The 25,807-nt window shown below is 62.6% G+C and carries 21 protein-coding genes; 10 read left to right on the top strand and 11 right to left on the bottom strand.

What is annotated here, in order from left to right:
- Positions 1–13: 13 nt before the first annotated feature.
- Together I554_RS0117240 and ybaK are read left to right on the top strand one after the other, a co-directional pair.
- Positions 14–1,654, top strand: coding sequence for a lysine--tRNA ligase (locus I554_RS0117240; protein WP_024577195.1), 1,641 nt, complete (start codon positions 14–16; stop codon positions 1,652–1,654).
- Between the two features lie 20 nt (positions 1,655–1,674).
- Positions 1,675–2,148 (top strand): Cys-tRNA(Pro) deacylase, encoded by a 474-nt coding sequence (gene ybaK / locus I554_RS0117235; RefSeq protein WP_024577196.1) that lies wholly within the window; start codon positions 1,675–1,677, stop codon positions 2,146–2,148.
- Between the two features lie 9 nt (positions 2,149–2,157).
- On the opposite strand, the gene I554_RS0117230 is transcribed toward ybaK, so the two are convergent.
- Positions 2,158–2,784 (bottom strand): helix-turn-helix transcriptional regulator, encoded by a 627-nt coding sequence (locus I554_RS0117230; RefSeq protein WP_024577197.1) that lies wholly within the window; start codon positions 2,782–2,784, stop codon positions 2,158–2,160.
- A 218-nt stretch (positions 2,785–3,002) separates the two neighbouring features.
- On the opposite strand from I554_RS0117230, the gene I554_RS0117225 reads away from it, so the two are divergent.
- Both I554_RS0117225 and I554_RS0117220 read left to right on the top strand, forming a co-directional pair.
- Positions 3,003–3,347: a DUF952 domain-containing protein gene (locus I554_RS0117225; RefSeq protein WP_024577198.1), complete on the top strand. Its 345-nt coding sequence runs from the start codon at positions 3,003–3,005 to the stop codon at positions 3,345–3,347.
- The gene (locus I554_RS0117220) at positions 3,344–4,438 is read left to right on the top strand and encodes a quinone-dependent dihydroorotate dehydrogenase (RefSeq protein WP_024577199.1); all 1,095 of its coding nucleotides are present in this window, start codon (positions 3,344–3,346) and stop codon (positions 4,436–4,438) included. The genes I554_RS0117225 and I554_RS0117220 overlap by 4 nt, the downstream gene beginning before the upstream one ends.
- Here the strand turns inward: I554_RS0117220 and I554_RS0117215 are convergent.
- The 4 genes from I554_RS0117215 to I554_RS0117200 all read right to left on the bottom strand — a co-directional run bounded on the left by I554_RS0117215 (position 4,413) and on the right by I554_RS0117200 (position 8,926).
- Complete coding sequence (locus I554_RS0117215; RefSeq protein ID WP_024577200.1) at positions 4,413–5,702, bottom strand: MATE family efflux transporter; 1,290 nt, start codon at positions 5,700–5,702, stop codon at positions 4,413–4,415. The two genes, I554_RS0117220 and I554_RS0117215, sit on opposite strands and share 26 nt — an antisense overlap.
- 57 nt (positions 5,703–5,759) lie before the next feature.
- Complete coding sequence (locus tag I554_RS0117210; RefSeq protein ID WP_024577201.1) at positions 5,760–6,065, bottom strand: DUF6460 domain-containing protein; 306 nt, start codon at positions 6,063–6,065, stop codon at positions 5,760–5,762.
- Between the two features lie 156 nt (positions 6,066–6,221).
- Positions 6,222–7,898: a cisplatin damage response ATP-dependent DNA ligase gene (locus I554_RS0117205; protein ID WP_024577202.1), complete on the bottom strand. Its 1,677-nt coding sequence runs from the start codon at positions 7,896–7,898 to the stop codon at positions 6,222–6,224.
- A complete protein-coding gene (locus I554_RS0117200; protein WP_024577203.1) occupies positions 7,895–8,926 on the bottom strand; it encodes a ligase-associated DNA damage response exonuclease in 1,032 nt (343 codons plus the stop codon). The genes I554_RS0117205 and I554_RS0117200 overlap by 4 nt, the downstream gene beginning before the upstream one ends.
- A 243-nt stretch (positions 8,927–9,169) precedes the next feature.
- Here I554_RS0117200 and I554_RS0117195 point away from each other — a divergent pair, with 243 nt between their 5' ends.
- Entirely contained in the window at positions 9,170–10,096 is a 927-nt protein-coding gene (locus I554_RS0117195) for a methyltransferase domain-containing protein (protein WP_024577204.1), read from the top strand.
- A 9-nt stretch (positions 10,097–10,105) separates the two neighbouring features.
- Here the strand turns inward: I554_RS0117195 and I554_RS0117190 are convergent, their stop codons facing one another.
- The gene (locus tag I554_RS0117190) at positions 10,106–11,536 is read right to left on the bottom strand and encodes an outer membrane beta-barrel protein (RefSeq protein WP_024577205.1); all 1,431 of its coding nucleotides are present in this window, start codon (positions 11,534–11,536) and stop codon (positions 10,106–10,108) included.
- 314 nt (positions 11,537–11,850) lie between these two features.
- Here I554_RS0117190 and I554_RS0117185 point away from each other — a divergent pair, with 314 nt between their 5' ends.
- The 3 genes from I554_RS0117185 to pdeM all read left to right on the top strand — a co-directional run bounded on the left by I554_RS0117185 (position 11,851) and on the right by pdeM (position 16,411).
- Positions 11,851–13,068, top strand: coding sequence for an ABC transporter substrate-binding protein (locus I554_RS0117185; RefSeq protein ID WP_024577206.1), 1,218 nt, complete (start codon positions 11,851–11,853; stop codon positions 13,066–13,068).
- A gap of 82 nt (positions 13,069–13,150) precedes the next feature.
- Positions 13,151–15,712: a ligase-associated DNA damage response DEXH box helicase gene (locus tag I554_RS0117180; RefSeq protein ID WP_024577207.1), complete on the top strand. Its 2,562-nt coding sequence runs from the start codon at positions 13,151–13,153 to the stop codon at positions 15,710–15,712.
- Between the two features lie 6 nt (positions 15,713–15,718).
- The gene (gene pdeM / locus I554_RS0117175; protein ID WP_024577208.1) at positions 15,719–16,411 is read left to right on the top strand and encodes a ligase-associated DNA damage response endonuclease PdeM; all 693 of its coding nucleotides are present in this window, start codon (positions 15,719–15,721) and stop codon (positions 16,409–16,411) included.
- Positions 16,412–16,415: 4 nt separating this feature from the next.
- Here the strand turns inward: pdeM and I554_RS0117170 are convergent, their stop codons facing one another.
- The gene (locus I554_RS0117170) at positions 16,416–17,279 is read right to left on the bottom strand and encodes a LysR substrate-binding domain-containing protein (RefSeq protein WP_024577209.1); all 864 of its coding nucleotides are present in this window, start codon (positions 17,277–17,279) and stop codon (positions 16,416–16,418) included.
- A 96-nt stretch (positions 17,280–17,375) separates the two neighbouring features.
- Between I554_RS0117170 and I554_RS0117165 the strand changes: the two genes are divergently transcribed.
- Both I554_RS0117165 and I554_RS0117160 read left to right on the top strand, forming a co-directional pair.
- Positions 17,376–18,407 carry a DMT family transporter gene (locus I554_RS0117165; RefSeq protein WP_024577210.1) on the top strand — a complete coding sequence of 344 codons (1,032 nt, stop codon included), beginning with the start codon at positions 17,376–17,378 and terminating at the stop codon, positions 18,405–18,407.
- Positions 18,349–19,683 carry a divalent metal cation transporter gene (locus I554_RS0117160; protein ID WP_024577211.1) on the top strand — a complete coding sequence of 445 codons (1,335 nt, stop codon included), beginning with the start codon at positions 18,349–18,351 and terminating at the stop codon, positions 19,681–19,683. Before I554_RS0117165 ends, I554_RS0117160 begins: the two co-directional genes overlap by 59 nt.
- On the opposite strand, the gene I554_RS0117155 is transcribed toward I554_RS0117160, so the two are convergent.
- From I554_RS0117155 to I554_RS0117140, 4 genes are all read right to left on the bottom strand, one after another.
- Positions 19,680–20,465, bottom strand: a complete 786-nt coding sequence (locus tag I554_RS0117155) for a TIGR02186 family protein (RefSeq protein ID WP_024577212.1) — start codon at positions 20,463–20,465, stop codon at positions 19,680–19,682. The genes I554_RS0117160 and I554_RS0117155 overlap by 4 nt on opposite strands.
- Positions 20,462–21,388 (bottom strand): sulfite exporter TauE/SafE family protein, encoded by a 927-nt coding sequence (locus I554_RS0117150; RefSeq protein WP_024577213.1) that lies wholly within the window; start codon positions 21,386–21,388, stop codon positions 20,462–20,464. Before I554_RS0117150 ends, I554_RS0117155 begins: the two co-directional genes overlap by 4 nt.
- A gap of 221 nt (positions 21,389–21,609) precedes the next feature.
- Entirely contained in the window at positions 21,610–24,888 is a 3,279-nt protein-coding gene (locus tag I554_RS0117145; protein ID WP_024577214.1) for a tetratricopeptide repeat protein, read from the bottom strand.
- 181 nt (positions 24,889–25,069) lie between these two features.
- Positions 25,070–25,726, bottom strand: a complete 657-nt coding sequence (locus I554_RS0117140; RefSeq protein WP_343213187.1) for a TetR/AcrR family transcriptional regulator — start codon at positions 25,724–25,726, stop codon at positions 25,070–25,072.
- Positions 25,727–25,807: the final 81 nt, after the last annotated feature.

The raw sequence follows: 25,807 nt of genomic DNA, 5'->3' as shown, positions 1-25,807 counted from the left end.
GCGGAGATCCTTGATGTCGACTGAAATGCCTTCAACCGCGAGCGACCTGCGGGCGCTTGCCGAACAATCCAACGCCTGGCCGTTCGAACAGGCGAAGCAGATTGTCGCACGGCTGAAGAAAAAGCCGAAGGACGAAGTGCTGTTCGAGACCGGCTACGGTCCCTCGGGGCTGCCGCATATCGGCACCTTCGGCGAGGTGGCGCGCACCACCATGGTGCGCCATGCGTTTCGCGTGCTGACCGAGGACAAGATCAAGACCAAGCTGCTGGCATTCTCCGACGACATGGACGGCCTGCGCAAGGTGCCGGACAACGTGCCGAACAAGGAGATGCTGGAGCAGGATCTCGGCAAGCCGCTGACGCAGGTGCGCGATCCGTTCGGTACGCATCCGAGTTTCGGCGAGCACAACAACGCGCGGCTGCGCGCGTTCCTCGATACGTTCGGGTTCGACTACGAATTCGCCTCATCGACGCAGTACTACAAGTCGGGCCGCTTCGACGCGACGCTGCTGAAGATGCTGGAGAACATCGACAAGGTGATGGCGATCATGCTGCCGTCGCTGCGCGAGGAGCGCGCCGCCACGTACTCGCCGTTCCTGCCGATTTCGCCGCGCACCGGGGTCGTGCTGCAGGTGCCGATCGTTGAACACGATGCGAAGGCCGGTACGATTTCGTATGACGATCCGGACACCAGGGAGCGCGTCACTGTTCCGGTTACCGGCGGGCACTGCAAGCTGCAATGGAAGCCGGATTGGGCGATGCGCTGGGTTGCGCTCGGCGTCGATTATGAAATGGCGGGTAAGGACCTGATCGATTCGGTGAAGCTGTCGGGCAAGATCTGCTCGGCGCTGGGCGGCACGCCGCCGGAAGGCTTCAACTACGAACTGTTTCTCGATGACAAGGGCCAGAAGATTTCCAAGTCGAAGGGCAATGGCCTGACCATCGACGAGTGGCTGCGCTACGCCTCGCCGGAATCGCTGTCGCTGTTCATGTACCGTGAGCCGAAGGCGGCGAAGCGGCTGTATTTCGACGTCATCCCGCGTAATGTCGATGACTATCAGCAGTTCATTGACGGCTATCCGCGCCAGGACGGCAAGCAGCGCCTGAGCAATCCGGTCTGGCACATCCACGCGGGCAATCCGCCGCTGGCCGATATGCCGGTGACCTTCCAGTTGCTGCTGACGCTGGTGTCGTCATCGAACGCGGAGAATGCCGAAACGCTGTGGGGCTTCATCGGCCGGTATCGTCCGGGTGTGACGCCGAAGACCCATCCGAAGCTCGACGACATGGTCGGTTACGCCATCAACTACTATCGCGACTTCGTGGCGCCAACGAAGACCTTCCGCCAGCCGACCGAGAGCGAACGCGCGGCCCTGACCGACCTGCGTAATGCGCTGGCGCAACTGGATGCCGATGCTTCCGCTGAAGATATCCAGAACGTGGTCTATGAAATCGGCCGCCGCGAACCGTTCCTGGATCACAAGAAGGCCGGCAAGGACGGCCGTCCGGGTGTTTCGCTCGACTGGTTCAACATGCTCTATCAGGTGCTGCTCGGCCAGGAGAAGGGCCCGCGCTTCGGGTCGTTCGTCGCGGTCTATGGTGTGACGAACGCGATCGCGATGATCGATGCTGCGCTGAAGCGGGCGGCGGCCTAGCCGCCGCCTCGGAGCTATGCATGTCGAAGGTGACGCGCGCGACCAAGATGCTGGAACAGGCCGGCGTCGCCTTCACCGTTCACACCTATGATTACGATGGCGATGCTGACCGGATCGGATTGCAGGCCGCCGAGGCGCTCGGCGAAGCGCCGTCGCGCGTGCTCAAGTCGCTGATGGCGCTGGTCGACGGCAAGCCGGTCTGCGTCATCGTTCCGTCCGATCGCGAAGTGTCGATGAAAAAGCTTGCCGCTGGGTTTGGCGGAAAATCCGCGCAGATGATGAAGCCTGCCGATGCGGAACGCCTGTCAGGATACAAGGTCGGCGGTATCAGTCCGTTCGGACAACCGAGGCCGCCGCGCGCGGCCATCGAGGAGCAGGCGATGGCGCACGAACTTGTCTACATCAATGGCGGACAGCGCGGGTTGCAGGTGCGGCTCGCTCCGCGCGACGCGGCCAAGATCCTGAACGCGATCGTTGCACCGCTGGTGGCTTGAGGCGGAGTGTTACTGGCTCGCCCAGACGATGCGCGCGATCCATTCGACATTCTTGGCGTCGATGACGCGGTCCTTGTGCGCCGGATTAAGCGACTGCAACTCGATCACCTTGGCGGTGCGTCGCTTCAGTTCCTTGACGGTGACTTCGCCGTCCTTGGTCTTCACCACGACACGGTCGCCGCGCCGGATCGGTGAGCCGGGCGAGACGATGATGACGTCGCCGTCGCGATAGGCGGGCTTCATCGAGTCGCCGGAAATTTCCAGCGCGTAGGCATGCTCGTCGTTGACCGAAGGAAGCCCGACTTCGTCCCAGCCCTTGCCGACCGGAAAGCCGCCGTCGTCGAAATAGCCGCCGGTGCCGGCTTCGGCGAAGCCGAGCAGCGGCACCGCCTGCACCGAGCGTGCGGTGTCCTCGATGAACTGCACGAACGTGTCGACCGTGGTGCCGGTCGCGGCCAGCGCTTTGGCGACGGATTCGGTCGATGGCCAGCGTTCGCGTCCGTCCGGCGTGATCCGCTTCGATTTGTTGAAGGTGGTGGGGTCGAGGCCCGCACGTTTGGCCAATGCGGATGCCGATAAACCCGCGCGTTCGGCGAGGCGATCGAGCGCATTCCAGATTTGATCGTGGGTCAACATGGGATGGCCGGATGTCTGGCCCAGCCGACCGGACCGGGCAGTGAATTTTATCAGGAGCTAGGAATTATTACCTCGAAACGGGCGTCTCTGCAATGCATAGCGATCAGATGAACGCTGCCCTTGAAGTGGCCGGAGTGCGCCGATACGGTCTGCGGGGCGCTCGGCAGAGCTCCGAAAAATCCCAAATGAATTCAATAACTCACGAGAGTCCGCCCGCCGTGTCCACGATCTACAAGATTTGCCCCGCGTCGGCTTGGCGCGAGGCCGAGCGGCAGGGCGCCTTTCGCGGCAGTGCCGACGACAAGCGCGACGGCTTTATCCATTTTTCCACCGCGTCCCAGGTGGCGGGGACCGTCGCCAAGCATTTCGCGGGGCAGACGGGGCTGTTTCTGATTGCGGTCGATACCGAGGCGCTGGGCCCGGCCTTGAAATGGGAACGCTCGCGCGGCGGCGAGTTGTTTCCGCATCTCTACGGCGAACTCGATACCGGCGCCGTGACAGAAATCCTCGACCTGCGTGCGCGCTCCGACGGTTCGCACGATATTCCGGAGCTTGCGTCGTGATCCGCGCTTTCGATGCTCTCACGTTGCCGCTGCTGCGCCGGCTCGATCCGGAGGACGCCCATCGGCTGGCGATCGGCGGGCTGCGGCTGCTGCCGCCGGCCAAGCCGCGCCCCAGCGATCCCAAGCTCGCGGTGCGCGCCTTTGGTCTGAATTTCCCCAATCCTGTCGGCATGGCCGCGGGCTTCGACAAGAATGCCGAAGCGCCCGACGCGTTGCTGCGGCTGGGTTTCGGCTTTGTCGAGATCGGATCAGTGACACCGAAACCGCAAGACGGAAATCCGCGCCCGCGGCTGTTTCGCCTCGAGCAGGATTCCGGCGTCATCAACCGGATGGGTTTCAATAATGACGGCGCGGAAGCTGTGTTGCGCAGACTCGCCGCGCGATCGCGTCTCGGCGGCATCGTCGGCGTCAATGTCGGCGCCAACAAGGATTCGGTGGATCGCACGGCGGACTATGTCCGGCTGATCGAGCTGTTCGCGCCGGTGGCGAGCTATTTCACGGTCAACATCTCTTCGCCCAACACACCGGGCCTGCGCAATCTGCAGCAGGCGGCGGCGCTGGACGATCTTCTGGCGCGGGTGGTCGATGCGCGCGAACGCGTGCGCAAGAACGCCGGCGATTCGCCGCTGCTTCTAAAGATTGCGCCCGATCTGACATTGCAGGAACTCGACGATGTCGTGCACATCGCCCGTTCACGCCGGGTTGACGGCATGATCGTTGCCAATACGACGCTGGCGCGGCCCGCGACGCTGCGTGAGCAGGCGAAAGCGAAAGAGCAGGGCGGGTTGTCCGGGCGTCCGCTGCTGCGGCTGTCCACGCGCATGGTGGCCGAGACTTACGTACGCACCGAGGGCGCGTTTCCGCTGATCGGCGTCGGCGGCATCGATTCCGGCGGTGCCGCGCTGATGAAGATCCGTGCCGGGGCCACTTTGATCCAGCTTTACTCCTCGCTGATCTACAAGGGTCTCGGGCTGGTTGAAGACATCAAGGCCGACCTCGTATCAACGCTGCGGCGGACCAGCCGCGACAGTCTCTCCGAAATCGTCGGCGCGGATGCTGCGACGATTACCGCGGAGCCGTGGCCGGACTAAGCTTTCCGTTGGCGAATGAATCCCTAAACAGCGCCGGATAACGCAGCGCCTGCAAGCCGCCGCGCGCGACATAATGAATCAGGAGCGCGCTCCACAGGCCCGCATTGCCGAACGGCCGCAGCAGCGCCCACGCCGTGAGGAAGATCATCAGCGACAGCAGCATGAGATTGCGCATGTCGCGCGCCCAGGTTGCGCCGATGAAAATGCCGTCATAGGCGAATGCGAAAAAACCGACGAGCGGCGCGAGAATGACGAAGACGAGATAGTCGTTCGCCACGCGTTGAATATCGAGATTTGGCGTCATCACCGCGATTAGACCAGATCCGAAAAAGAAATACGCAGTGCTCACGGCGAGCGCGAACACGGACCCCCACAGCATCACGAGTTTGGTCGCAATCAGGAAACCGTCGCGGTCGCGATTGCCGTAGGTGCGGCCGCAGATCTGTTCGGCCGCATTCGCGATACCGTCGAGAAAGAATGCGCTGATCAGAAGGAAGTTGTTGAGGACGGCGTTGGCGGCCAGCACGGTGTCGCCGGCACGTGCGCCCTGCGATGTGAAGAACAGGAACGCGGCAATGAGGGCGGCGGTACGAATCAGAATGTCGCGGTTGACCGAGAACATGTGCAGCAGCCGCTCGCGGTCGAACAGCCGCTCGGCGCTGATGTCGAACACACCGCCAAGCAGACGCCATGCCAGGACCGCGCCAACGACAAATCCTGTGGTTTCCGCCAGCACCGCGGCAATCGCCGCTCCCGCAATACCCTTGTTGAGTGCAAGGACCAGCCACGCGGTCATCGCGATATTGACGACGTTGATCAGAATCTGCAGCGCAAGCGCGGTTTTCGCGCGTGCCTGACCGACGAACCAGCCGAGCAGGACATAGTTGCCGAGAGCCATCGGCGCGGACCACAGCCGGATCGCAAAGTATTCATGCGCCGCCGCCGTCACCGGCGCGCTGCCTCCCATCACGGAGAGGATGACGGTGCCGAGCGGCTTGCTGACTGCGATCAGAAGAAGGCCGATCGCCGCAGCGACGATAATTGCGCGAAACAGGGTTGCGCGGATTTCAACATGATCCCGCGCGCCGAGCGCCTGCGCGGTGAACGCGACCGTGCCCATGCGCAGGAAACCGAACAGCCAGAACAGGCAATCGAAAACCACCGAGGCGATTGCGACGCCGCCGAGCAGGGCGGGATCGCCCAGCCTGCCGATACAGGCTGTCGCAACGACGCCCAGCAGCGGCGTTGTCAGATTGGCCAGCATCGCCGGTCCGGCGATGCTGAAAACCTCTCCGGTCGTAACTTTGGCCGCGTCTCTCAATCAGCGCGGCCGCTGGGTGCTGAACAGCCGCGAGATCAGCCAGATCGGGATCACGATCACCGCGCCGAGCAGGAAGTAGCGCCATACGCCGTTGATGAAGTCGAAGCCGAGATTCCAGATCCAGTCGATCAGGCGGCGGATGCTGTAGAGGATATTCCACGGATCGAAGCCGATCGCGGCGAGCACGACACCGACCAGCAGCGACAGCAGCACCAGCCGCAGCAATACCGACAATGGCGAACCGCCCAGGAAGCGCGACAGGGCGTCGTCGTTTCTGGCTGGCAATTCCTTCACATCGTCCGGCATTGTGGTCTCCCAAAGTGAGTGCGTCACCGCAGACTAGTACAATATTTAGACAGTGTCCTTTCGAATCCGAAGTTCGCGGACGGTAGGCTCTGCGGGATCGCGCGAACTTCGGATTCAGGACACTGGCACGCCAGATGGGGGACTGTCTTGCCGTCGTCAATGGCTATCCGCAGCGGCAGGAGAGAGAATTTTACTCTCGGAGATTAACATCCGTTCAAGTGTTTCCAGCCGGTCGGCATCGCGCGGTGGCTTGTCCCATCGCAATCGGCTGATGCGGGGGAAGCGCATGGCGACACCGGACTTGTGCCGCGCCGAGCGCGCCAGTCCCTCGAACGCGACCTCGAACACCAGTCCCTGGTCCGGCTCGTGCACCACATGACGCACCGGGCCGAACTTCTCGGTGGTGTGGCGGCGGACGAAGCGGTCGATTTGAATCAACTCGTCGTCGGTGAAACCGAAATAGGCCTTGCCGACCGGCACGAGTTGATCCGCGCCGTCGACGCTGGTCCAGACGCCGAAGGTGTAGTCGGAATAATAAGACGAGCGCTTGCCGTGACCGCGCTGCGCATACATCAGGACCGCATCGATGATGTGCGGATCGCGTTTCCATTTCCACCATTGGCCTTTCGGCCGGCCAGGCAAATATGGCGCGTCGCGGCGTTTCAGCATCACGCCCTCGATGGCCTCCGAATCCTCCCCGGCTCCGGCACTCGCAGGGTCGGCTCGTGCAGCGGCGAGATCGTCCCACGTCTTGAACGAGACTTGCGGCGAAAGGTCGATGCGCGGATCATTGAGCTGCGCCACAAAGTTCTCAAGTTTTGCGCGCCGCTCAGTGAAGGTCAGCATGCGCAGGTCGTTGTCGCCGTCACTCAGCAGATCGTAGGCGCGCATATGAATCGGATAATCCTTCATCAATTTTGGCGTGACGGATTTTCGGTTGAGCCGTTGCTGCAAGACGTTGAACGTCTGAACGCGCCCGTCGCGCAGCACCAGCAGTTCACCGTCGAGCGCGCCGGGCAGTCTCAGGGATGGCACCAGATCGGGAAAGCTCCTGGTGATGTCCTCGCCGGTGCGTGAATAGAGCCGCGTGAGAAGATTGCCGCGCTCGTCCTTTCCACTTACCGCCTGCACACGGATGCCATCCCATTTCCATTCGGCGGTGAAGTCTTCCGGCGCGAGATTGGTAAAGTCTGAGTCCTCGATGGCATGTGCCAGCATCACGGGATGGAACGGCGCCGGGTCGCGGTTGACGGGCTTGTCGGCGCGGCCTTCCAGCCACGCGAACAGGTCGAGATAGGGCGGGGTCAGCCCCGGCCATATTAGTTCGACGTCATGGGCGTCCTTGTCGCCAAGGGCTGCGGCTGCTGTTTTTGCCAATCGTGCGGAGACGCCGATACGAAGACCGCCGGTGACCAGTTTCAGCAGCGCCCAGCGGCCGGTCTCATCCAGTTCGTCGAGCCAGCGCGCCAGTTGTGCGGGGATTTCGGTCTTACCCAGCGTGTTGAACGTGGTGACGACTTCCGTGAGCGTCGGTGGCGGCGGTGAATTCGTCGCCCGCCGGTCCGTCGGCCACATCAGCGCGACAGTTTCCGACAGGTCGCCGACGTAATCATACGACAACGCGAACAGCACCGGATCGGTTCGCGCGGCGATCAGATCACGAATGAGGCCAGCCTTGGCATGACGGAACGACAACGCGCCGGTCAGCGCCGCCAGCGCCCAGCCGCGATCGGGGTCCGGCACTTCGCGGAAATAGTTCGTGATCAGCCGCAGCTTGTTGTTGCGGCCGGGCTCATAGGCAAGGCGGTCGAGCAGATGCGCGAATCGATTCATGGCGCCGCCTCTTCCGGCGCAGCGCCTTCGTCCTCGTCGCCATAGCCGACCAGATCCAGCGGCCGCGCTTTGAGGCCCCTCGACTGACACCAGTGAACCAGTGCGTCTTCCTGGCCATGGGTGACCCAGATTTCGCCTGCGCCGGTGGCGTCGATCGTCGCGCATAATCCGTCCCAGTCGGCGTGATCGGAGATCACCAGCGGCAGTTCGATGCCCTTTTGCCGCGCGCGGGCGCGCACCCGCATCCAGCCTGAGGCAAATGCGGCAACGGGATCGGGAAAACGCCTCGTCCAGATGTCAGTGATGGCGGACGGAGGAGCCAGTGTGATGGTCCCGGCGAGATCGGCTTTCTTCATCCCCTTTGCCAGCCGCAACTCGCCAAGATGGATACCGCGGCCTTCATAGTAGCGCGTGATCTTCTCCATCGCGCCGTGCATGTAGATCGGTGCATCGTAGCCCGCGGCGCGGATCATCGCGATGACGCGCTGGGCCTTGCCAAGCGAATAGGCGCCCACAAGATGCGCGCGCTCCGGAAACAACGCGACGGACGCGAGCAGTTTCGCAATTTCGCCCTCGACATTGCTGTGGCGGAAGACCGGGAGCCCGAATGTCGCCTCGGTGATAAACACATCGCACGGCACAACCTCGAACGGCGTGCAGGTCGGATCGGGCGTGTCCTTGTAGTCGCCCGACGCGACGATTTTTGTCTTGCCGCCGGTGACGGCGATCTGCGCCGAGCCCAGCACATGACCGGCGGGATGAAACGTCACGCTAACATCGCCGAGCTTGATGGTCTCGCCGTAGGAGATCGCCTGCGTGGTGCGGGCGAAATTGTCGCCATAGCGCAGCCTCATGATGTCGAGAGTTTCCTGCGTCGCCAGCACCGCACCATGGCCAGGGCGGGCATGATCGGAGTGGCCATGGGTAATCAGCGCCCGCTCGACCGGCCGCACCGGATCGATATGAAAGCCGCCGGGCTTGCAGCAAAGGCCGGCGGCGACGGGCATCAGGATGTCTTGCGGGCGCATCTCTAGTGGTCCGATTCTAACATTCGCATCGCGTCTCGGCAGGCACCCTTGCGAATGTTAGAATCAAGGGACCACCAGCAAATATAGGTTTCTAGTGGAGTTTTGGATTTGACATTCGCTTGCGGACTCGCGGGAGCAGGGAGCGAATGTCAAATCCACTCCACTAGGTTATATAGTCGCTCCGAAAACGCATTGGAGTCTGGTAAATCCCGCTCGGCTCTGTTTGAGGTTCAGATCAAGTCCATGCCTGCCTCGTTGTTCCTGTCCTCCGGAAATCTGATCGCCGACCGGCGCTATGACTTCGGGCGCGACCTGCAATTGCGCGGGGATTTTTCCGCCGCCGCCGACCTGATGATGCAGGCCGTGGAGCTGGAGCCCGGTTTTGCCTCGGCATGGTTCGCGCTCGGCGACTTGCGTGAGCAGATGGGCCAGCGCGACGATGCGGTGACGGCGTATTTGCGCGCGCGCGATGCCGATCCGGACGACCGGCATGGCGCGAAGCTGCGGCTGATGCGCCTCGGCGTCGAAGATCTCTCCACCATGCCGCCGGGCTATGTACGAGCGCTGTTCGATCAGTATGCGCCGCGGTTCGACAAGACGTTGGTCAATGATCTCGATTATTGCGGGCCCGCGGTTCTGCTTAAGGCCGTGCTGGCTGTGCGTCACGCGGCAAAGCTGCCGGTCCATTTCATGCGTGCGATTGATCTCGGATGCGGGACCGGCCTTGTCGCCCGCGAGTTCGCCTCACTGGCTGATGAGTTTATTGGCGTCGACCTGTCGTCCGGCATGATCGAGCGCGCGCGCGACACGGGTCTCTATGCGCGTCTGGATGTCACTGACATGCTGCAGGGTTTGCAGGCCGAGAGCGACGCCAGCGCAGACCTGGTCATCGCGGCGGACGCTTTCGTTTATGTTCCGGAACTGGATGCGTTGTTGCATGAAGCCGCGCGCGTGCTGAAGCCGCTGGGCCTCTTGGCATTCACGGTCGAGACGCACGTTGGCAAGGGCGTGATTCTCGGCCCCGGACTGCGCTATGCTCACAGCGAGGCTTATCTGCGCGGCGCCATTGCCGCTGCTGGACTGACGCTTTGCGCGATCACGCCGGCATCGACCCGCATCGAGGCCGGCGAGCCTGTGCCGGGTCTGGTCGTCACCGCAAGCAAGGCCTGACCGCTGCGATCAGTACCTGGCGGTCACCGGCGTATCGAAGTGGTAATTCACGCCGGTGCGGAAAATGTGATTGGTCTCTTCCGTCGTCAGGGTGTGCGGAATGCCGTTGAGGTTATAGCTGTTCGATGCGCTGCCGAGATCGATGTAGAGATACTCGGTCTTGACGCTCCACTGGCCGGGCTTGAACCAGTCGAACAATTCAAGTGGCGTCTCGACGCCGGCGCCCAGCGCCCAGCCGGCACGCACATCCTTGAAACCCGCCGTCCCGTTGATTCCAAGCGTGGTGATGGTCTCGGTCACGCGGGTCTTGACCTCGCCATAGGCGAGACCGCCGGTGGCGTAGAACAGCGTCGGGCCGACGCCATATCCAATGCGTCCGCGCACGGTGCCGAACCAGTCCAGCTTTTGACGGTACGTAGCAGTCGCGGTCGGCGTGCAGGTGAACAGGCAACTCCGATCGGTCTCCTGCGTCGAATACTGGATATCGCTCTCAAGGCCGTACACGACGTTGCCGCGTTGCCAGCTGTAACCGGCCTGCAATCCGCCGTTGTAACCGCGCGGGGCGAGATCGAAATTGTTGTTGGCTGTCAGGCCGGATATGACGCTATGGGTTGTGGCGTCGCGCGCGATGCCCGAGCCGCCGTTGCCGCCTGCGTAGAAACCGGTCCAGTTCGCGGCAGGTGTGACTGCAAACAGGCTGCCATTGCCGCCGATGCGGTAATTCAAACCGGCGCGGAAAATGCTCTCGCGCACCTCGGTGCCGAGGACATGAGGAATCCCGACAAGTGTGAAAGCCTGATTGATTGAGCCGAGATCGACATAGAGATATTCGATCTTCGCAGTCCAGTTGCCGCCGACAGCAGCCTCGATGCCGCTGCCCAGAACGAACCCGGTTCTGGTCTGCTCAATGGCGAAAGTGCCGACGTTGACGCCGAACAGGCGCTGCGCGTCAGTCACCTTGACGCCGCCGTAAGCAAAGCCGCCGGTGAAGTAATTGAGAATGGGGCCGGATGCGTAGCCGACGCGCCCGCGCACCGTGCCGAACCATGTCATGTCCTGCTGAAGCATGGCGCTGTTGAGCGCGTTGCAGGTCAGAATGCAGTTGGCGTGATTCTGATTGCCGATGCCCTGAATATCGGCTTCCGCGCCGATCACCCAGTTACCGAACTGATAGTTGTATCCGGCCTGGCCGCCGCCAACGACGCCCAGCGAGGCGAGGTTGAAGGTTTCGAACGAGCCGCCGAAGCCGAGCACATTGAGGCCGGAGCGGCCTTCGCCGCCAACAGCAACGCCGGCATTCACGCCCGCATACAAACCGGTCCAGTCATAGGTGGTCGCTGCGACAGGCGCTTTCTTGAACGCGATTTTGGCAGGAGGGTCCGCAGCATGGGCGCTTGCCGTCGTTGCGACGAGCGCGGCCGCGATCAGAAACTTCTGCATGGAATTCCACTTCAGATTGCTCTTCTGCTTAGCGGTTCTCGGGCTGTTCGGCTGTACCTCGCGGGCCACACCTGAGCCAAATTGACGCAGGGTGACTTCACGAAATTTTACTGGAATTAGAGGCGGTTACGGTGCGGCAGGACGGCTGACCTGCGGCGACCGGGCAAAAAGACCGGCCGTGACGCCAAAACGCAAGACAGGGCGGCATCGCACGGCAGGATGCCGTGATCTGCATCCGATCCACGGGGAATACGTCCGGAGAATCAAAAGGCATCGCAGAATGCTGCTGAATCAGTTCAGGGAGACAACAAGAAATGAAAAAGACGATGAAGTCGTTTGCCGCCGGCGCTGCGTTCTCGGCGGCCGTTCTGATGGTGGCATCCGCCGCGCAGGCGCAGAAGAAATACGACCCGGGTGCGAGCGACACCGAAATCAAGCTCGGCCAGACCGTGCCGCATTCCGGGCCGGGTTCGCTCTATGGCGTGATCGGCCGCACCCAGGCGGCGTATTTCCAGATGCTGAATGAAAAGGGTGGCATCAACGGGCGCAAGGTCACGTTCCTGACGCTGGATGACTCTTACAGCGCGCCGAAGACGGTCGAGGCGACGCGGCGTCTGGTCGAGCAGGAGGAAGTGCTCGCGTTGTTTGGCTCGCTCGGCACCGGCCCCCAGACCGCCGTGCAGAAGTATCTCAACGGCAAGAACATCCCGCAGCTTCTTCTCAACACTGGCGCAGGGCGCTGGAACGATCCAAAGAATTTCAAATGGACCACGCCGGGCCTGCCGCTCTATCCGACCGAGGGCCGGATCCTTGCGCGCTATCTGTTGCAAAAGAAGCCGGACGCGAAGGTTGCCATCCTCTACCAGAACGACGAGTTCGGCCGCGACTACATGAATTCGTTCAAGGAGATTCTGACGGAAGCCGGCGGCAAGGTGAAGGTCGTCGCGGAGGCGTCCTACGATCTCACGGACCCGACCATCGATTCGCAGATGATCAATCTGTCGAAATCCGGCGCGGATGTTTTCTACAATATCTCCACCGGCAAGGCGACGTCGCAATCGATCCGCAAGGTCGCGGAGCTTAACTGGAAGCCGCTGCATCTGTTGGTCAGCACGTCGAGTGGCCGGTCGATTTTGAATGCCGCCGGCGCGGATAACGCCATCGGCATCGTGGCCGCGAGCTACACCAAGGAAGTGGGCAGTCCCAAATGGGCAGATGATCCGGATGTAAAAGGATTTCAGGAGCTGCGGACAAAGTATTTGCCGAATGTCGATCAGGACAACACTATCGCGTTCCAGGGGTATTCGCAGGCGGTGACCATGGCCCGCATTCTCGAAAAGTGCGGCGATGAACTGACCCATGCCAATGTTCTGAAGCACGCCACGTCGCTGGCCGGCTACAAGGCGCCGATTTTCCTGCCCGGTATTACCTATTCAACCTCGCCCGATGATTATTCGCCGATCAAGACGTTGTTTATCGGAACATTCAACGGCAAGGACTGGGATCTCGATGCAAAGCCGGTCAGCCAATAGCGGATAAAATAATACGTGCGAGGGCAGGGCGGATTTCCGCGCTGCTCTCGACCGCGACCGCGTGACGCCTTACTTCTAGGCGGTGGACACCAAGACCCCGACATCGCCCGATTTGCTGCCCGGGATTTTCCAGCGCTGGTTCGCGGCGCGGGGCTGGTCGCCGCGCGCGCATCAGCTCGATCTGCTGGCAAAAGCGCAGGATAACAGGTCCGCCTTGCTGATCGCACCGACCGGCGCGGGCAAGACGCTGGCGGGATTTCTGCCGACACTCGTGGAACTCGGCTCGCCGCAACTGAAATCCGCGAAAACAATGTCGACGGGACGCAGCGTTGTGCGCAGTGGTGGCCTGCACACGCTCTATATCTCGCCGCTCAAGGCGCTGGCGGTCGACATCGCTCGCAATCTCGAACGGCCGATCGCCGACATGAAGCTGCCGGTTCGGGTCGAGACCCGCACCGGCGACACGCCGGTGTCGCGGCGGCAGCGGCAGCGCAAATACCCGCCGGACATTCTGCTGACCACGCCCGAACAGCTTGCGCTGCTGCTCTCGTCCGATGACGCGCCGTATCTTTTCTCGTCGCTGAAGCGGATTGTGCTCGACGAGCTGCACGCGCTGGTAACGTCGAAGCGCGGCGATCTGCTGTCGCTCGGCCTCGCGCGGCTATGGCGGCTCGCGCCGCAGGCCACGACAGTGGGTCTGTCGGCGACGGTCGCGGAGCCGGATGATCTGCGCCGCTATCTGGTGCCGCAGCAATCGGGCATTGAGCGTATGGCCGATCTTGTCATCGCGGATGCGGGCGCGGCCCCCATTGTCGAAATGCTCGATACAAAGGAGCGACTGCCGTGGGCGGGACACATGGCGCGCCACGCGCTTGGCGAAATCTACGATCTGGTGAAGGCCAACAAGACGTCGCTGATGTTCGTCAATACGCGTGCACAGGCGGAGATGCTGTTTCAGGATCTGTGGCGGATCAATGACGACGGGCTGGCGATAGCTCTGCATCACGGCTCGCTCGATGTCGCGCAGCGTCGCAAGGTCGAGGACGCGATGGCGGCGGGCAAGCTGCGCGGCGTGGTCTGCACTTCGTCGCTCGATCTTGGCATCGACTGGGGCGATATCGATCTCGTCATCAATGTCGGGGCGCCGAAAGGAGCATCGCGGCTGATGCAGCGGATCGGCCGCGCCAACCACCGCCTCGATGAGCCGTCGCGCGCGGTTATGGTCCCGGCCAATCGTTTCGAGGTGCTGGAATGCCGTGCCGCCATCGATGCGGTCGCGGAGAACGCGCAGGACACGCCGCCGCAGCGGACCGGATCGCTCGATGTGCTCGCGCAGCATGTTCTTGGCTGCGCCTGCGGCGAGCCATTTTTCGCCGATGCTCTTTATGAGGAAGTGCGCAGTGCCGCGCCGTATCTCGATTTGCCGCGCAAGGACTTCGATGATGTGATCGACTTTGTGGCGACTGGGGGGTACGCGCTGAAAAGCTATGAGCGGTTTGCTCGCATCAAGCAGGACAAGGCCGGAAGGTGGCGGGTCGCCAATCCGCGCGTGCGCCAGAGCTACCGTCTCAACGTCGGTACCATCGTTGAAGAGCCGATGCTGAAAGTGAAGCTGGTGCGTGGCCGCAGCAAGGGGTCGGGCTCCACCGGCGCGATTGCGCGGGGCGGGCGGATGCTCGGCCAGATCGAAGAATACTTCATCGAGGGGCTCGTGCCCGGCGACACGTTTGTGTTCGGCGGCGAGGTGGTGCGTTACGAAGCGTTGATGGAGGATGAGGTTTATGTATCGCGCAGCAACGATGCCAATGCCAAGGTGCCTTCCTATATGGGCGGCAAGTTCCCGCTCTCGACCTATCTGGCCGAGCGCGTGCGCCTGCTGCTCGCGGACCAGCGTGCATGGAAAGGGCTGCCCGATCAGGTCCGCGAATGGCTGTCGCTGCAGGCCGCGTTTTCCCGCGTGCCGGGGCCGCGCGAGCTGATCGTCGAAACATTTCCGCGCGCTGACAAGCATTATCTCGTCTGCTATCCGTTCGAAGGGCGTCTTGCACACCAGACGCTCGGCATGTTGCTGACACGGCGGCTGGAGCGGGCGCGCGCCAAGCCGCTCGGCTTTGTCGCTAATGAATACGCGCTCGCGGTGTGGTCGCTCGGCGATATGTCGTCGATGATCCGGAGCGATCGGCTCAATCTCGACGCGCTGTTCGATGCCGACATGCTCGGCGATGACCTCGAAGCGTGGCTCGCGGAATCTGCGCTGATGAAGCGCACGTTCCGCACCTGCGCCGTGATCTCGGGCCTGATCGCGCGGCGGTTCACCGGCGAGGAGAAATCGCGCCGGCAGGTGCTGTTCTCGACCGATCTCGTCTACGATGTTTTGCGCAAGCATCAGCCTGACCATGTGCTGTTGCGCGCGGCGCGAGCCGATGCCGCGACCGGTCTTTTGGATATTCGCCGTCTCAGCGATATGCTGATCCGGATCAAGGGCCGAATCACGCACAAGGAGCTCGACCGGGTATCGCCGCTGGCGGTGCCGGTGATGCTGGAAATCGGCCGCGAAGCGGTTTATGGCGAAGCGTCTGACGAGTTGCTGGCGGAAGCCGCCGAGGAACTCGTCAAAGAGGCGATGTCGCCCGATCAGGATTGACAAGAGATGCACGGCGCGCAGGCGGCAGATCGGGTTCCAGAAGTGACTGTCGCGGGCGTGACGTTCACCGCGGATATCGCCGGTGCGTTGTTCTGGGAAGATGAGCGCCTGCTGGTCGTTTCCGATCTGCATCTTGAAAAGGGTTCCAGCTTCGCGCAGCGCGGTGTGCTGCTGCCGCCGTTCGATACGGCGGCGACGTTGGCCCGGCTCGGAGCGGTGATCGCGCGCCACGATCCGCGCACGGTGATTGCGCTGGGTGACAGCTTCCATGATCGCGAAGCGCATGAACGGCTGTCGCCGGATGACCGCGAAGCACTATCCACCTTGCAGATGCGGCGCGACTGGATCTGGATTTCCGGCAATCACGATCCGGCACTGCCGCGCGATCTTGGCGGTACGGTCGCGGACGAGGTCGCCATAGGGCCGATTGTGTTTCGCCATGAGCCGACCGGTGCGGTTGGCGAGATCGCAGGCCATCTTCATCCCAAGGCGCGTGTCTCGACACGCGGCCGTTCGGTCGAGCGGCGATGCTTTGCCAGCGACGGGGAGCGGGCGGTGATGCCGGCATTCGGCGCCTATACCGGTGGCCTCAGCATTCGCGATGTGGCCTTTGCGGCAATCTTCCAGACCCTGGCCTTCACCGCGCATGTGCTCGGCGATCGCCGCGTGCATACCATCGCGGCGTCGCGGTGTTACTGAACGCTCAGGCGGCCTTCTCCTGAACCTCACTGCAAAATTCCGCAAGACGATCAGCAAGACGAAGCGTAGCCGGACTTGCCTCAGGTGACGCCACCAGCGCGACTTCGGTCTTGTCGATTGGAGCGAAACCATCCTTTGCCGTCAGCACGCGATGATCAGGCTGAATGGCAATTTGCGGAAGGATGCTGAGCCCGAGCCCTGCGGCCACCGCCGCCTGAATGCCGGACAGGCTCGAACTGGTATAGGCCATGTGCCAGTTGCGTCCGGCCGACTCGATGGAATGGATCGCGCGGGTTCGATAGAGGCATCCGATCGCGAAGAACACCAGCGGCAGCGACTGTGCCTTTGCGTCGATTGGGTTCTTCTTGCTGGTCACCCAGTGCACGCGCTCCGGCCACACCGCAATGCCGCCTTTTTCGCCGGCGTCACGCTTGATCAGCGCCAGATCAATGTCGCCGCGTTCGAGGTCGCGGCGCAGATAGGTGCTCTGGTCGGCGCGCACGTCGAGTCGCACGCCCGGCCGCGACCGCGCGAAGTTCGCCAGTAGCTGGGTCAATCGATACGCGGCGAAATCCTCCGGGATGCCGAGCCGTACCGCGCCTTCCGTCGCCGGACGCACGAGAACGTCGCGTGCTTCTTCCGCCAGCGACAGAATCCGCCGTGCATAGGAGAGCAGGCGCTCGCCGTCTTCGGTGGGTGTCACCGTCTTGCCGTTGCGATTGAGCAAGATACGGCCGAAGTCGTCTTCGAGACGCTTGATCTGCTGGCTCACGGTGGATTGCGTGCGGTGGACGCGTTCGCCGGCGCGGGTAAAGCCGCCGGATTCCACCACAGAGACGAAGCTGCGCAGAAGCTCGAGATCCAGCATAGCCGCACCTATTTATTTTTCCACTGATTATGATTTTATCATTTAATTTTCAAATGACAATGAAGAGGCCTATTTCGGGAGGCGAAGGAGACAGCCATGTCCATCGCCGTCCCGTTGCCCGCTCAGAGTACGCGCAGTCATTGGCTGCCGTTCCAGATTGCCTTGTTTTGCGTGGTCTGGAGCCTGTCGTTCGCGGTCGCCAAGGTAGCGCTCGCCGATTGCCCGCCGTTAATGCTGCTTATGACGCGCTTTCTGCTGGCCGGACTGATCATGCTTGGACTCGCGGCTCTCAAGCCCGGAGAGATCGCTTTGACCAGGCGCGATCTTTTCGCATTCGTCGTGATCGGTATCGCCAACAACGCGATGTATCTCGGTCTCGGCTATGTCGGGCTGCGCACCGTCTCCGCCGGTCTGGGCACGCTCGTGGTCAGCGCCAATCCTGTGCTGACCGCCGTGTTGGCCGCGATGTTTCTCAGCGAGAGGCTGACCCTGCAAAAGATCATCGGTCTCGTGCTCGGCGTTGGCGGCGTGGGCTTTATCGTCACGCATCGTCTTTCCACAGGCGGCGGTCAGGACAATGCGACGGGTCTGATTTTCACCTTCTGCGCGCTGCTCTCGATCGTCGCGGGCACCATTCTTTACAAGAAACTTGCGCCGCAGGGCGGCATACTGATCGGCAACGCGGTGCAGAACCTCGCAGGCGGATTGGTGCTGATCCCGTTTGCGTTTTCATTCGAAAGCATCTCGGAGATTGTGCCGACCGGGCGGCTGTTGTTGTCGCTCGCCTATCTGACCCTGCTTGGATCGCTGGTCGGCTACCTGCTGTGGCAGCACCTGATCCGCGTCATGGGCGCGACGGCGGCGAGCTCTTACCACTTCCTGATGCCGCCGCTCGGGGTGCTGTTCGGCTGGCTCCTGCTCGGCGAGCACGTCACGCTGGCGGATATTCTCGGGATTGTACCGGTTGCACTCGGCATTTATCTGGTAACCCGGCCGTCGGTGCCATCCATCAAGGCTCAACGGAACCAGCGCTCGCCGGGGCCGTTGTCTGCCGCGGCCGGACGCGAGCATGACACATCAGAAAAACGATCACCGGAAGAAGCCAGAGCCGGAAAAGCCGGGGCATAAAGACGAGCAGCAGAGGCCATCCAGCCTGCGCGGCTTTCTGAAGACGCTCGGCCCCGGCCTCATCACCGGTGCCTCGGATGACGATCCGTCCGGCATCGGGACTTATAGCCAGGCGGGTGCGCAGCTGGGTTACGGCATCGGCTGGACCATGCTGCTGACATTCCCGCTGATGGTGGCGATTCAGGAAATCTCTGCTCGGGTTGGTCGCGTCACAGGCCTTGGCATCGCCGGCAATGTCTGCCGCCATTACCCAGTCTGGGTGCTCAACATCATCGTGGCACTGCTCTTCATCGCCAACACGATCAATATCGCAGCGGATCTGGCGGCCATGGGCGATGCGCTCAAGCTTTTGATCGGTGGTCCCGGCTTTCTCTACGTGCTGGTGTTCGGTGTGGCCTCGACTGTTGCTCAGATTTTTCTCGACTACAAACGTTACAGCTCCGTGTTGAAATGGCTGACGCTCAGCCTGTTCGCTTACGTCGCTGCGCTTGCGGTGACGAAAGTCTCGTGGGGTGATGCGCTGCGCGGAATCGGTATCCCGCATGTGCAATGGACATCAGCGTTCCTGACCACGCTGGTCGCCATCCTCGGCACGACCATCTCCCCCTATCTGTTCTTCTGGCAAGCCTCTCAGGAGGCGGAGGAGCAGCGTATCGATTCGAAGAAGCGGCCGCTCGTAGAAGAGCACCATGGAGCACAGAAGGAGTTTCACCGCATCCGCGCTGACACCATTGTGGGGATGGCGTTCTCGAATCTGATTGCGATCTCGATCATCATCACGGCAGCGGCGACACTGAATGCGGCGGGTAAAACCGACATCGAATCGTCCGCGCAGGCGGCGGAAGCACTCAAACCGATTGCCGGTGTTTTTGCCGAGTTCATTTTCGCGCTCGGCATTATCGGTACCGGGTTGCTGGCCGTTCCGGTGCTCGCGGGGTCTGCAGCTTACGCGATCGGCGAGGGCCGCCGATGGCCGGTCGGCCTTGCCCGCAAGCCGCGTGAAGCGCGGGCGTTTTATTCGGTGCTGGCATTGTCGGCCGGTATCGGCATCGGTCTTAATTTTACGCCGATCAATCCGATCTCGGCATTGTACTGGAGCGCTGTGATCAACGGCGTGCTCGCGGTGCCCGTCATGGTTCTGTTGATGGTCATGGCGCGCCGCCGCGATGTGATGAGCAAGTTTGCGATCACCGGTCCGCTGCTCTGGCTGGGGTGGCTGTCGACGGCGGCAATGGCGATCTGCGTCGTCGCGATGATCGCAGGTTTCTTCTTCTAATCCCTGCGGAAGACCACAGACGCGAGCCATCCGGTCATGATCGCCATCATCGCGGTGGCCAGACCATAGAGCAGCCCATGATAGCGGGCGGAATTGGCGACGAACTGTTCGAAGCCGACCTTGACGATTTCAAACGCGGTTTCCGTTTTGGCGAGAACCGCGCCGTCGGCGAACAGCTTGATGTCGACAGTGTAGGTTCCGGTCGGCACCTCCGCGGGCAGCGGAATGCCGGTCCGAAACAGCGTCGGCGTAAGGAATGTCACCGCATTGGTCTGTTCGCGATAAAGCCCGTGGTCGGTGCGCAGCCGCACGAAGGCGGTTCGGAACGGGTCGCTCGCGACCGTGTTGGCGACATCGGGCCCCATGCGCTGCGGCAAAGGAAAGCTGGCCATGCCAATCTGCTGCCGGCGCTGCACATCCGGCGAAGCGATGTTGTCGATCGGACGGTTGGCAAAGATCCCGAGATAGGCCGGGACCTGAATGAACTGGCGTGAATCGACATTGATCCAGATGCCGAGCTTGCGCTCCTTGCGCCGGGTGACCATGTCGGCGCGCGGCCCGCTCACCGTCACCACGATGTCGTAGGCTATGCCGGGAGGCTTGGATTTGCTGTCGCGTTCGATCGATCCGAACAGGACAAGTTCTTCTCCGGAATAATTCGGCGTCACCGTGACGCGGTGGTTGGAAACCGAGACGATCAGGTTTTCCGCGTTCGCGGTGATGCTGCCCGCGGCGAGGGTGAGCAACAATGCGGCAAGGAAGGGGAGCGCGCGGTGTTTCATCCGCCGATCCCCAGATCGCGAATGGAATAGAGCTCCTGCGGACGGATCACCAGTTCGACCGCAAAGCGGATACCAACCGACAGGATCAGAAGTCCAAGCAGCAGGCGCAGATGCTCGCCGCGGATTCGCTGCCCGGCCCGCGCACCGAACTGCGCGCCGATGACGCCGCCCACCATCAGCACCAGCGCCAGCACTGCGTCGACGAGGTGATTGGTTACGGCATGCAGCACGGTCGCCATCACCATCGTCACCAGTGTCAGTGCCATCGAGGTGCCGATCACCGTCGCGGTGGGCACCCGCAGCACATAGATCATGATCGGGATCAGCAGAAAGCTGCCGCCGATGCCCATGATGGCGCCGAGAAAGCCGACCAGCAGTCCGACGGCGATCACCGGGATCACCGATAGATAAATCTTGGAACGCTTGAAGCGCATCTTCAGCGGCAGGCCGAGAATCCAGCCCTGAGCCCGCGCGCGCCGGGTAATGACAGTGTTGCCGCGCCGCGCCCGCAAGATGGCGCGCAGGCCTTCAAGGAACATCAGGGTGCCGACCGCAGTGAGCAGCACCACATACGACAGCGCGATGATCAGATCGAGTTGCCCGACCGATCGCAGCAACGCGAAAATCCACACGCCCAATGCCGTGCCTGTGACACCGCCGCAGAGCAGGATCATGGATAGCGCCGGGTCGATCGCGCGCTTGCGCCAATAGGACAGCGCGCCGGAGAACGACGAGGCCGCCATGTGGCTTGAGACCGAGGCGACGGCGACCGCCGGTGAAATTCCGACGAAGATCAGCAGCGGCGTCATCAGGAATCCGCCGCCGATGCCGAACATGCCGGACACAAATCCGACCGCCGCGCCCATCGTCAGGATGAGAAAGATATTGACCGGAATGTCGGCGATCGGGAGGAAAAGTTGCACGCGCGTTCGCTTGGATTTTGCGCGGGTCCGGGACCTCGCAGCAGTGAGTGTGCCGCGACGCGGGTCATGCGCCGCGCTTCTGCTTAGCCGAAATCGTTTGCGGGCGCGCTAGAGAATCCGGCTGGCGGGCCGAAAAATGCGCGGTGTGGTTTCGGGATTGTGCCGCGTTAATCTTAACGCGGCCGCTGTCCTCGGTGCGCTCGCTCAGCGGATCTGCGGGACTACCGGCTTGCGCTTTTCGCGGCCGTCTTGGCCGACTTCGCCGCAGGCGTTGCGGGTGCGGCGACGTCCCATCCGCCGGCCGGCGCGCCAACGGCGGTGGCTTCGTCGGGCTGTCCTTCGGGCGTGAAGGTCTGGACTGCGAGTTTTGCTGCGGCAAGCGACTGGGCATCGAGGCGCTTGGCGATATCGTCGCGCTTGCGGCCGGAATCCCCGTCGCCCTGGGCTGCGGCCAAGCTGAACCATTTGAAGGATTCGGCGAGATTCTGCTCCACGCCAATGCCGCGGGCATAGAGAATGCCGAGATTGAACTGGCTGTCCGCGACGCCGCGCTCGGCTGCCTTGCGGAACCATTGCGACGCGCTCTTGTAGTTCGGTCCCGCGCCGCCGCCGTCAGCGTCGAGCACCGCGAGGTTATGCATCGCCTTGGCGCTGCCCTTCTCGGCGGCCTGCAGGTAGTAGCCGCGTGCGGTCTCGATGTCCTTCTTCAGGCCGAGTCCCTTCTCGTAAAGCGTACCAAGGCGGAATGTCGCTGGGACAATGCCGCCTGCTGAGGCGCGCTCATACCATTTCGCTGCGGTGGTATAGTCAGCCGCAACGCCGCGGCCTTCGGCGTAGCGCACGCCGATTTCAAAGGCTGCACCCGGCTCGCCCCGGTTGGCCGCGTTGCGAAGTGCGGCGCTGCCGATGGCTTCGGGCAATTTGTCCGCGACCGGGGTCAGCTTGATTTTCGCAGTGGTCTTTGCGCCTGATGGGATGGTCACGGACACCCGTTCCTGCGGCGTGAGGATCGAGCCGGTAACGTCGGGCGCAACGGGAGCTGCGGCCGGCGCCGCGACAGGTTCAGCGGGAGCTGCAGCAGGAATCGAAGGCATCTGAGGGACTGAAATGATCTGCGGCCCGCTCATCGGTGACTGTCGCGTGAGCAGTGTCGGCGAGGTCATCGACGGCGTGAGCGCAGGCGAAGCGTCGGAGCGCGGTCCGTTTTCCGGCGCAGGCGGCGGAACCGGCGGCGTCACGCTGGATTCGGCAGGCAGCGACGAGTTCGAACTGTCGTGTCCGCTGAGCAGATTCATGCCCATCTTGACGGTGCCGAGCACGATCACGACGACGCTTGCGCCCACCAGAAGGGCGCGGATCTTCGAGGAGATGCCGGAATCTCCGATCGCCGCAGCCTTGGCGGCGTTGCGGGCGGCATCGTTGAGCGCGGTGACGCGGTTTGGTTTCGGCCCGGTGGCTGCCGGAGGCGCGGCCGCGGCGGCCTGCGCGGCGCGGCGCGCGGCCTGAATGAAGTTGGTCGAACTGACCGGTTCCTGCTTGCTCGCGGAAATCTCGTTCAGAACAACTTCCGATGCGGCAATGCGTTCGGACGGGCTGGACCCGCCGCGCAATGGCTGCATGCGGGTGCCCGGCTCCAGCGGATGATCCGGCGGCAGGCTGGGATCGATCGGACTGCGCGGGGTCGGAGGCGGACGCACTGATGCCGGTGCAGCGGAAGGGGCTTCCACGCTGGAAGGCTGCGCGATGTCGAGCGCCTGCGCGGCGGATTGCGCGGCTTGCGGGCGTGCAATCGGAGCCTGCGCCGCAGCCGGATTCGGCATTTCGGGGCGCTGCACCGGCGCGAACGATGTGGCGGGGCGTGGCGGCTCCGGCGCATAGGCCTCGCGTGCGCGGGGGGCAGGCATGGCCTGCTCGCGCGGCATCTCGCGTGTTGCGGGAGCAGCAGTCCGTGCGTTGCGCAGATCGCCCTCGATCTGCGCCAGCCGGTCGACGACGTGGCTGAGCGTGTTGTGAACGGCTTCGAGCGAATCCTGCGTATGCCGGTTGGTTTCCGACTGGCTGAAGCGGATGTCGGTCAGTTCACGCTTGAGGGTGTCGACAAACTCGCTGTCCATCGGCGCAACGGCGCGCAGGCCCGGATCACCTGCTGCGCTGCTGACGCGCTGGTTTTCGAGATGACGGAGAATGTCGGACAGCCCTTCTTCGACCCGTGCGAGGTTTCCGCCGCGCGTCTCCGACGCTTCAAGCCGTTCAAGAAGATGATGGACGCGCTGTTCGACATGGCTGAGCGACGCAGCGCTGCCATTGCCGACCTGAAGATTGTCGAGCCGGTCCGAAATCGTGCGAACCGCATTGTCGAAATAGACCGTGTCGCCCGCGGGCGGGCGCTCGCGCTGTTCAAGCGCCGTGGTCAGCACGGCGATACGTTGTTCGAGCGCCGACAGAATATCGCCGCTGCCGCCCGCTCGTGCGAGCTGATCGACCTTGACCGACAGAGTCTGGACATGACCGGCGAGTTCGTTCAGCGCATCATTCGATGCGACATTCGAGACGATCACCTTGAGCGCTGCGATGGCGTCTTCCAGCTGCCGAACCGTTGCCGGATCGTGACTGGATCGCACGATGGTATCGATCTTGCCGCCAAGATTGCGGATCGCGTCGTCAAAGCCGGCGAGTTGTTCGGCGGGCTTGAGCGCGCGCAGTTCGCTGTAGATGTCAGACAGCGCACGTTCGATGCCGGACAGCGCCGTGCTGTCGATGCCGCTGGAGCGCGTCTCGTCGATGCGCCGTCCGAGCGAGCGGATTTCGCCTTCGAGGGATTCGATCGCGCGACGCGGCATCGCCTCGGTGATCGCCTGCCGGATCTCACTCAGCTCGCTGCGGAACGAGGCGATCGACTGCTCGATGCCATCGGGCCGGCGCAGCATTTCGATCTGGCTGGTGATCTGGGACAACTGCCGCTCAAGACCGGAGAAGTCGGCCTGCGGCTGGATCGGCGGTGCATGGTTCACGAATGATGGCGGCGGCATCCGCACGGACGGCTGCGGCATGGCGCGCGGCGCGCCGTCGAGTTCGCCCTGCCGCGCAACGATTTCCGCGATGGAGAAATCCATCGGAGACATGCTGGGCGACGTGACGGGGGCAGTGCGGGCAGCCGGAGCAGCCTGATACGGCGGGGGCGGGGGCTGGGTGCCGCTTGAGATCTGCGACAACCGGGCATCGAGCCGCGAAATGGCGTCGTTCAGTTGCCGCGCAACGGCTGGATCGTTTTTCGGGGCACCCGGAGCACGCGAAATATGCTCGACTTGGCGGCTGATCGAATCCAGCCGCTTATGGATTTCGGCGACGTCCTGGGCTTCGCGGGGTGCGGCTGCGGGGCTGCCGATTGCCGAATTCAGCCAGTCTCCCAAGGACATACCGGCACGGCGCGCGGAAGCTTCGGCCCTTTCGCGGACCGATGGCTCGATTCCGTCAACACTCCACGATACGCGCGCTGTCATGCCTTGGTCCGGTCTTGGCGCTGGCTCCTGCCAGTGCGCTTCAGACCCCCGCGTCCCATTGAAGAGACAATCAAATTTCGACGCGAGACGTCTGTTTCCAGTCCCGACTTTTTCGCGTTACGGTAAATACCGGGTTAATGAAACGCCGGCAGCCCTATTAATAATTCTCGGGCCTGAGGCGTCAGCTGGAGGACGGCCGCGTAAACAGGCCGCTGAGATCGCCGAGATCCTGTTCCGTGATTGTGCAGTGAGCGGAATTCATGACCGACGACTGCCCGATATAGGCCCAGTAAATGAACTCTGCGCGAGGGATCGACGCCCTGGCATCAACGCCGGATTCTCGCAGGAGCTTGGCGATATAAGCGACCCGACGGGCATCGACGGTCGCGACAACCTTGGCTGCATCGGCATCCGAGGCGGCCCATGAGCGGAAGGCGCGATCAAGGCTTCTGTCTTCGTTAAAAGCCATCTTCATCAAATAAGTCAGCCGCGCAGGCCCTATGATCGATGAGTCAATCTCGCGGATCACTCCATCGGTCGCGCGCTCCTGCCAGGTCGCCAGGAGCTGGGTGCGAAAATCGGCGATGCTATTGAAATGCCAGTAGAAACTGCCTCTTGAGACCTGCAGGCCTTCGGCCATCATGCCGGTTTTCAGCGCGGCGGCGCCTTGCCGGGCAAGTGTCCGCAGCCCGTGGGCAATCCATTGCTCGCGGGTGAGGCGGTCTTTCGAGAGTGAGGCTTCTGCAACTCCAACCATGCACAAGTGTATTGACACAAAAAGGCGGTGCGCGCTAGGCTCCGTACAGATGTGTATGGATTTCTTGGCGGAATATGGCAACGCGACCCGGCAGGTCCTGTCCGGGGAATGGGCGATGCACTTCTGCCGTGGTTGAATTCCGAGAGATCGAAGGCGTCGATA

It is taken from the genome of Afipia sp. OHSU_II-C1 (genome assembly GCF_000497575.1).
Taxonomy (GTDB): Bacteria; Pseudomonadota; Alphaproteobacteria; order Rhizobiales; family Xanthobacteraceae; genus Afipia.
The sequence above is the reverse complement of the archived record's forward strand: the minus strand, read 5'-3'. Positions and strand labels throughout refer to the sequence as shown.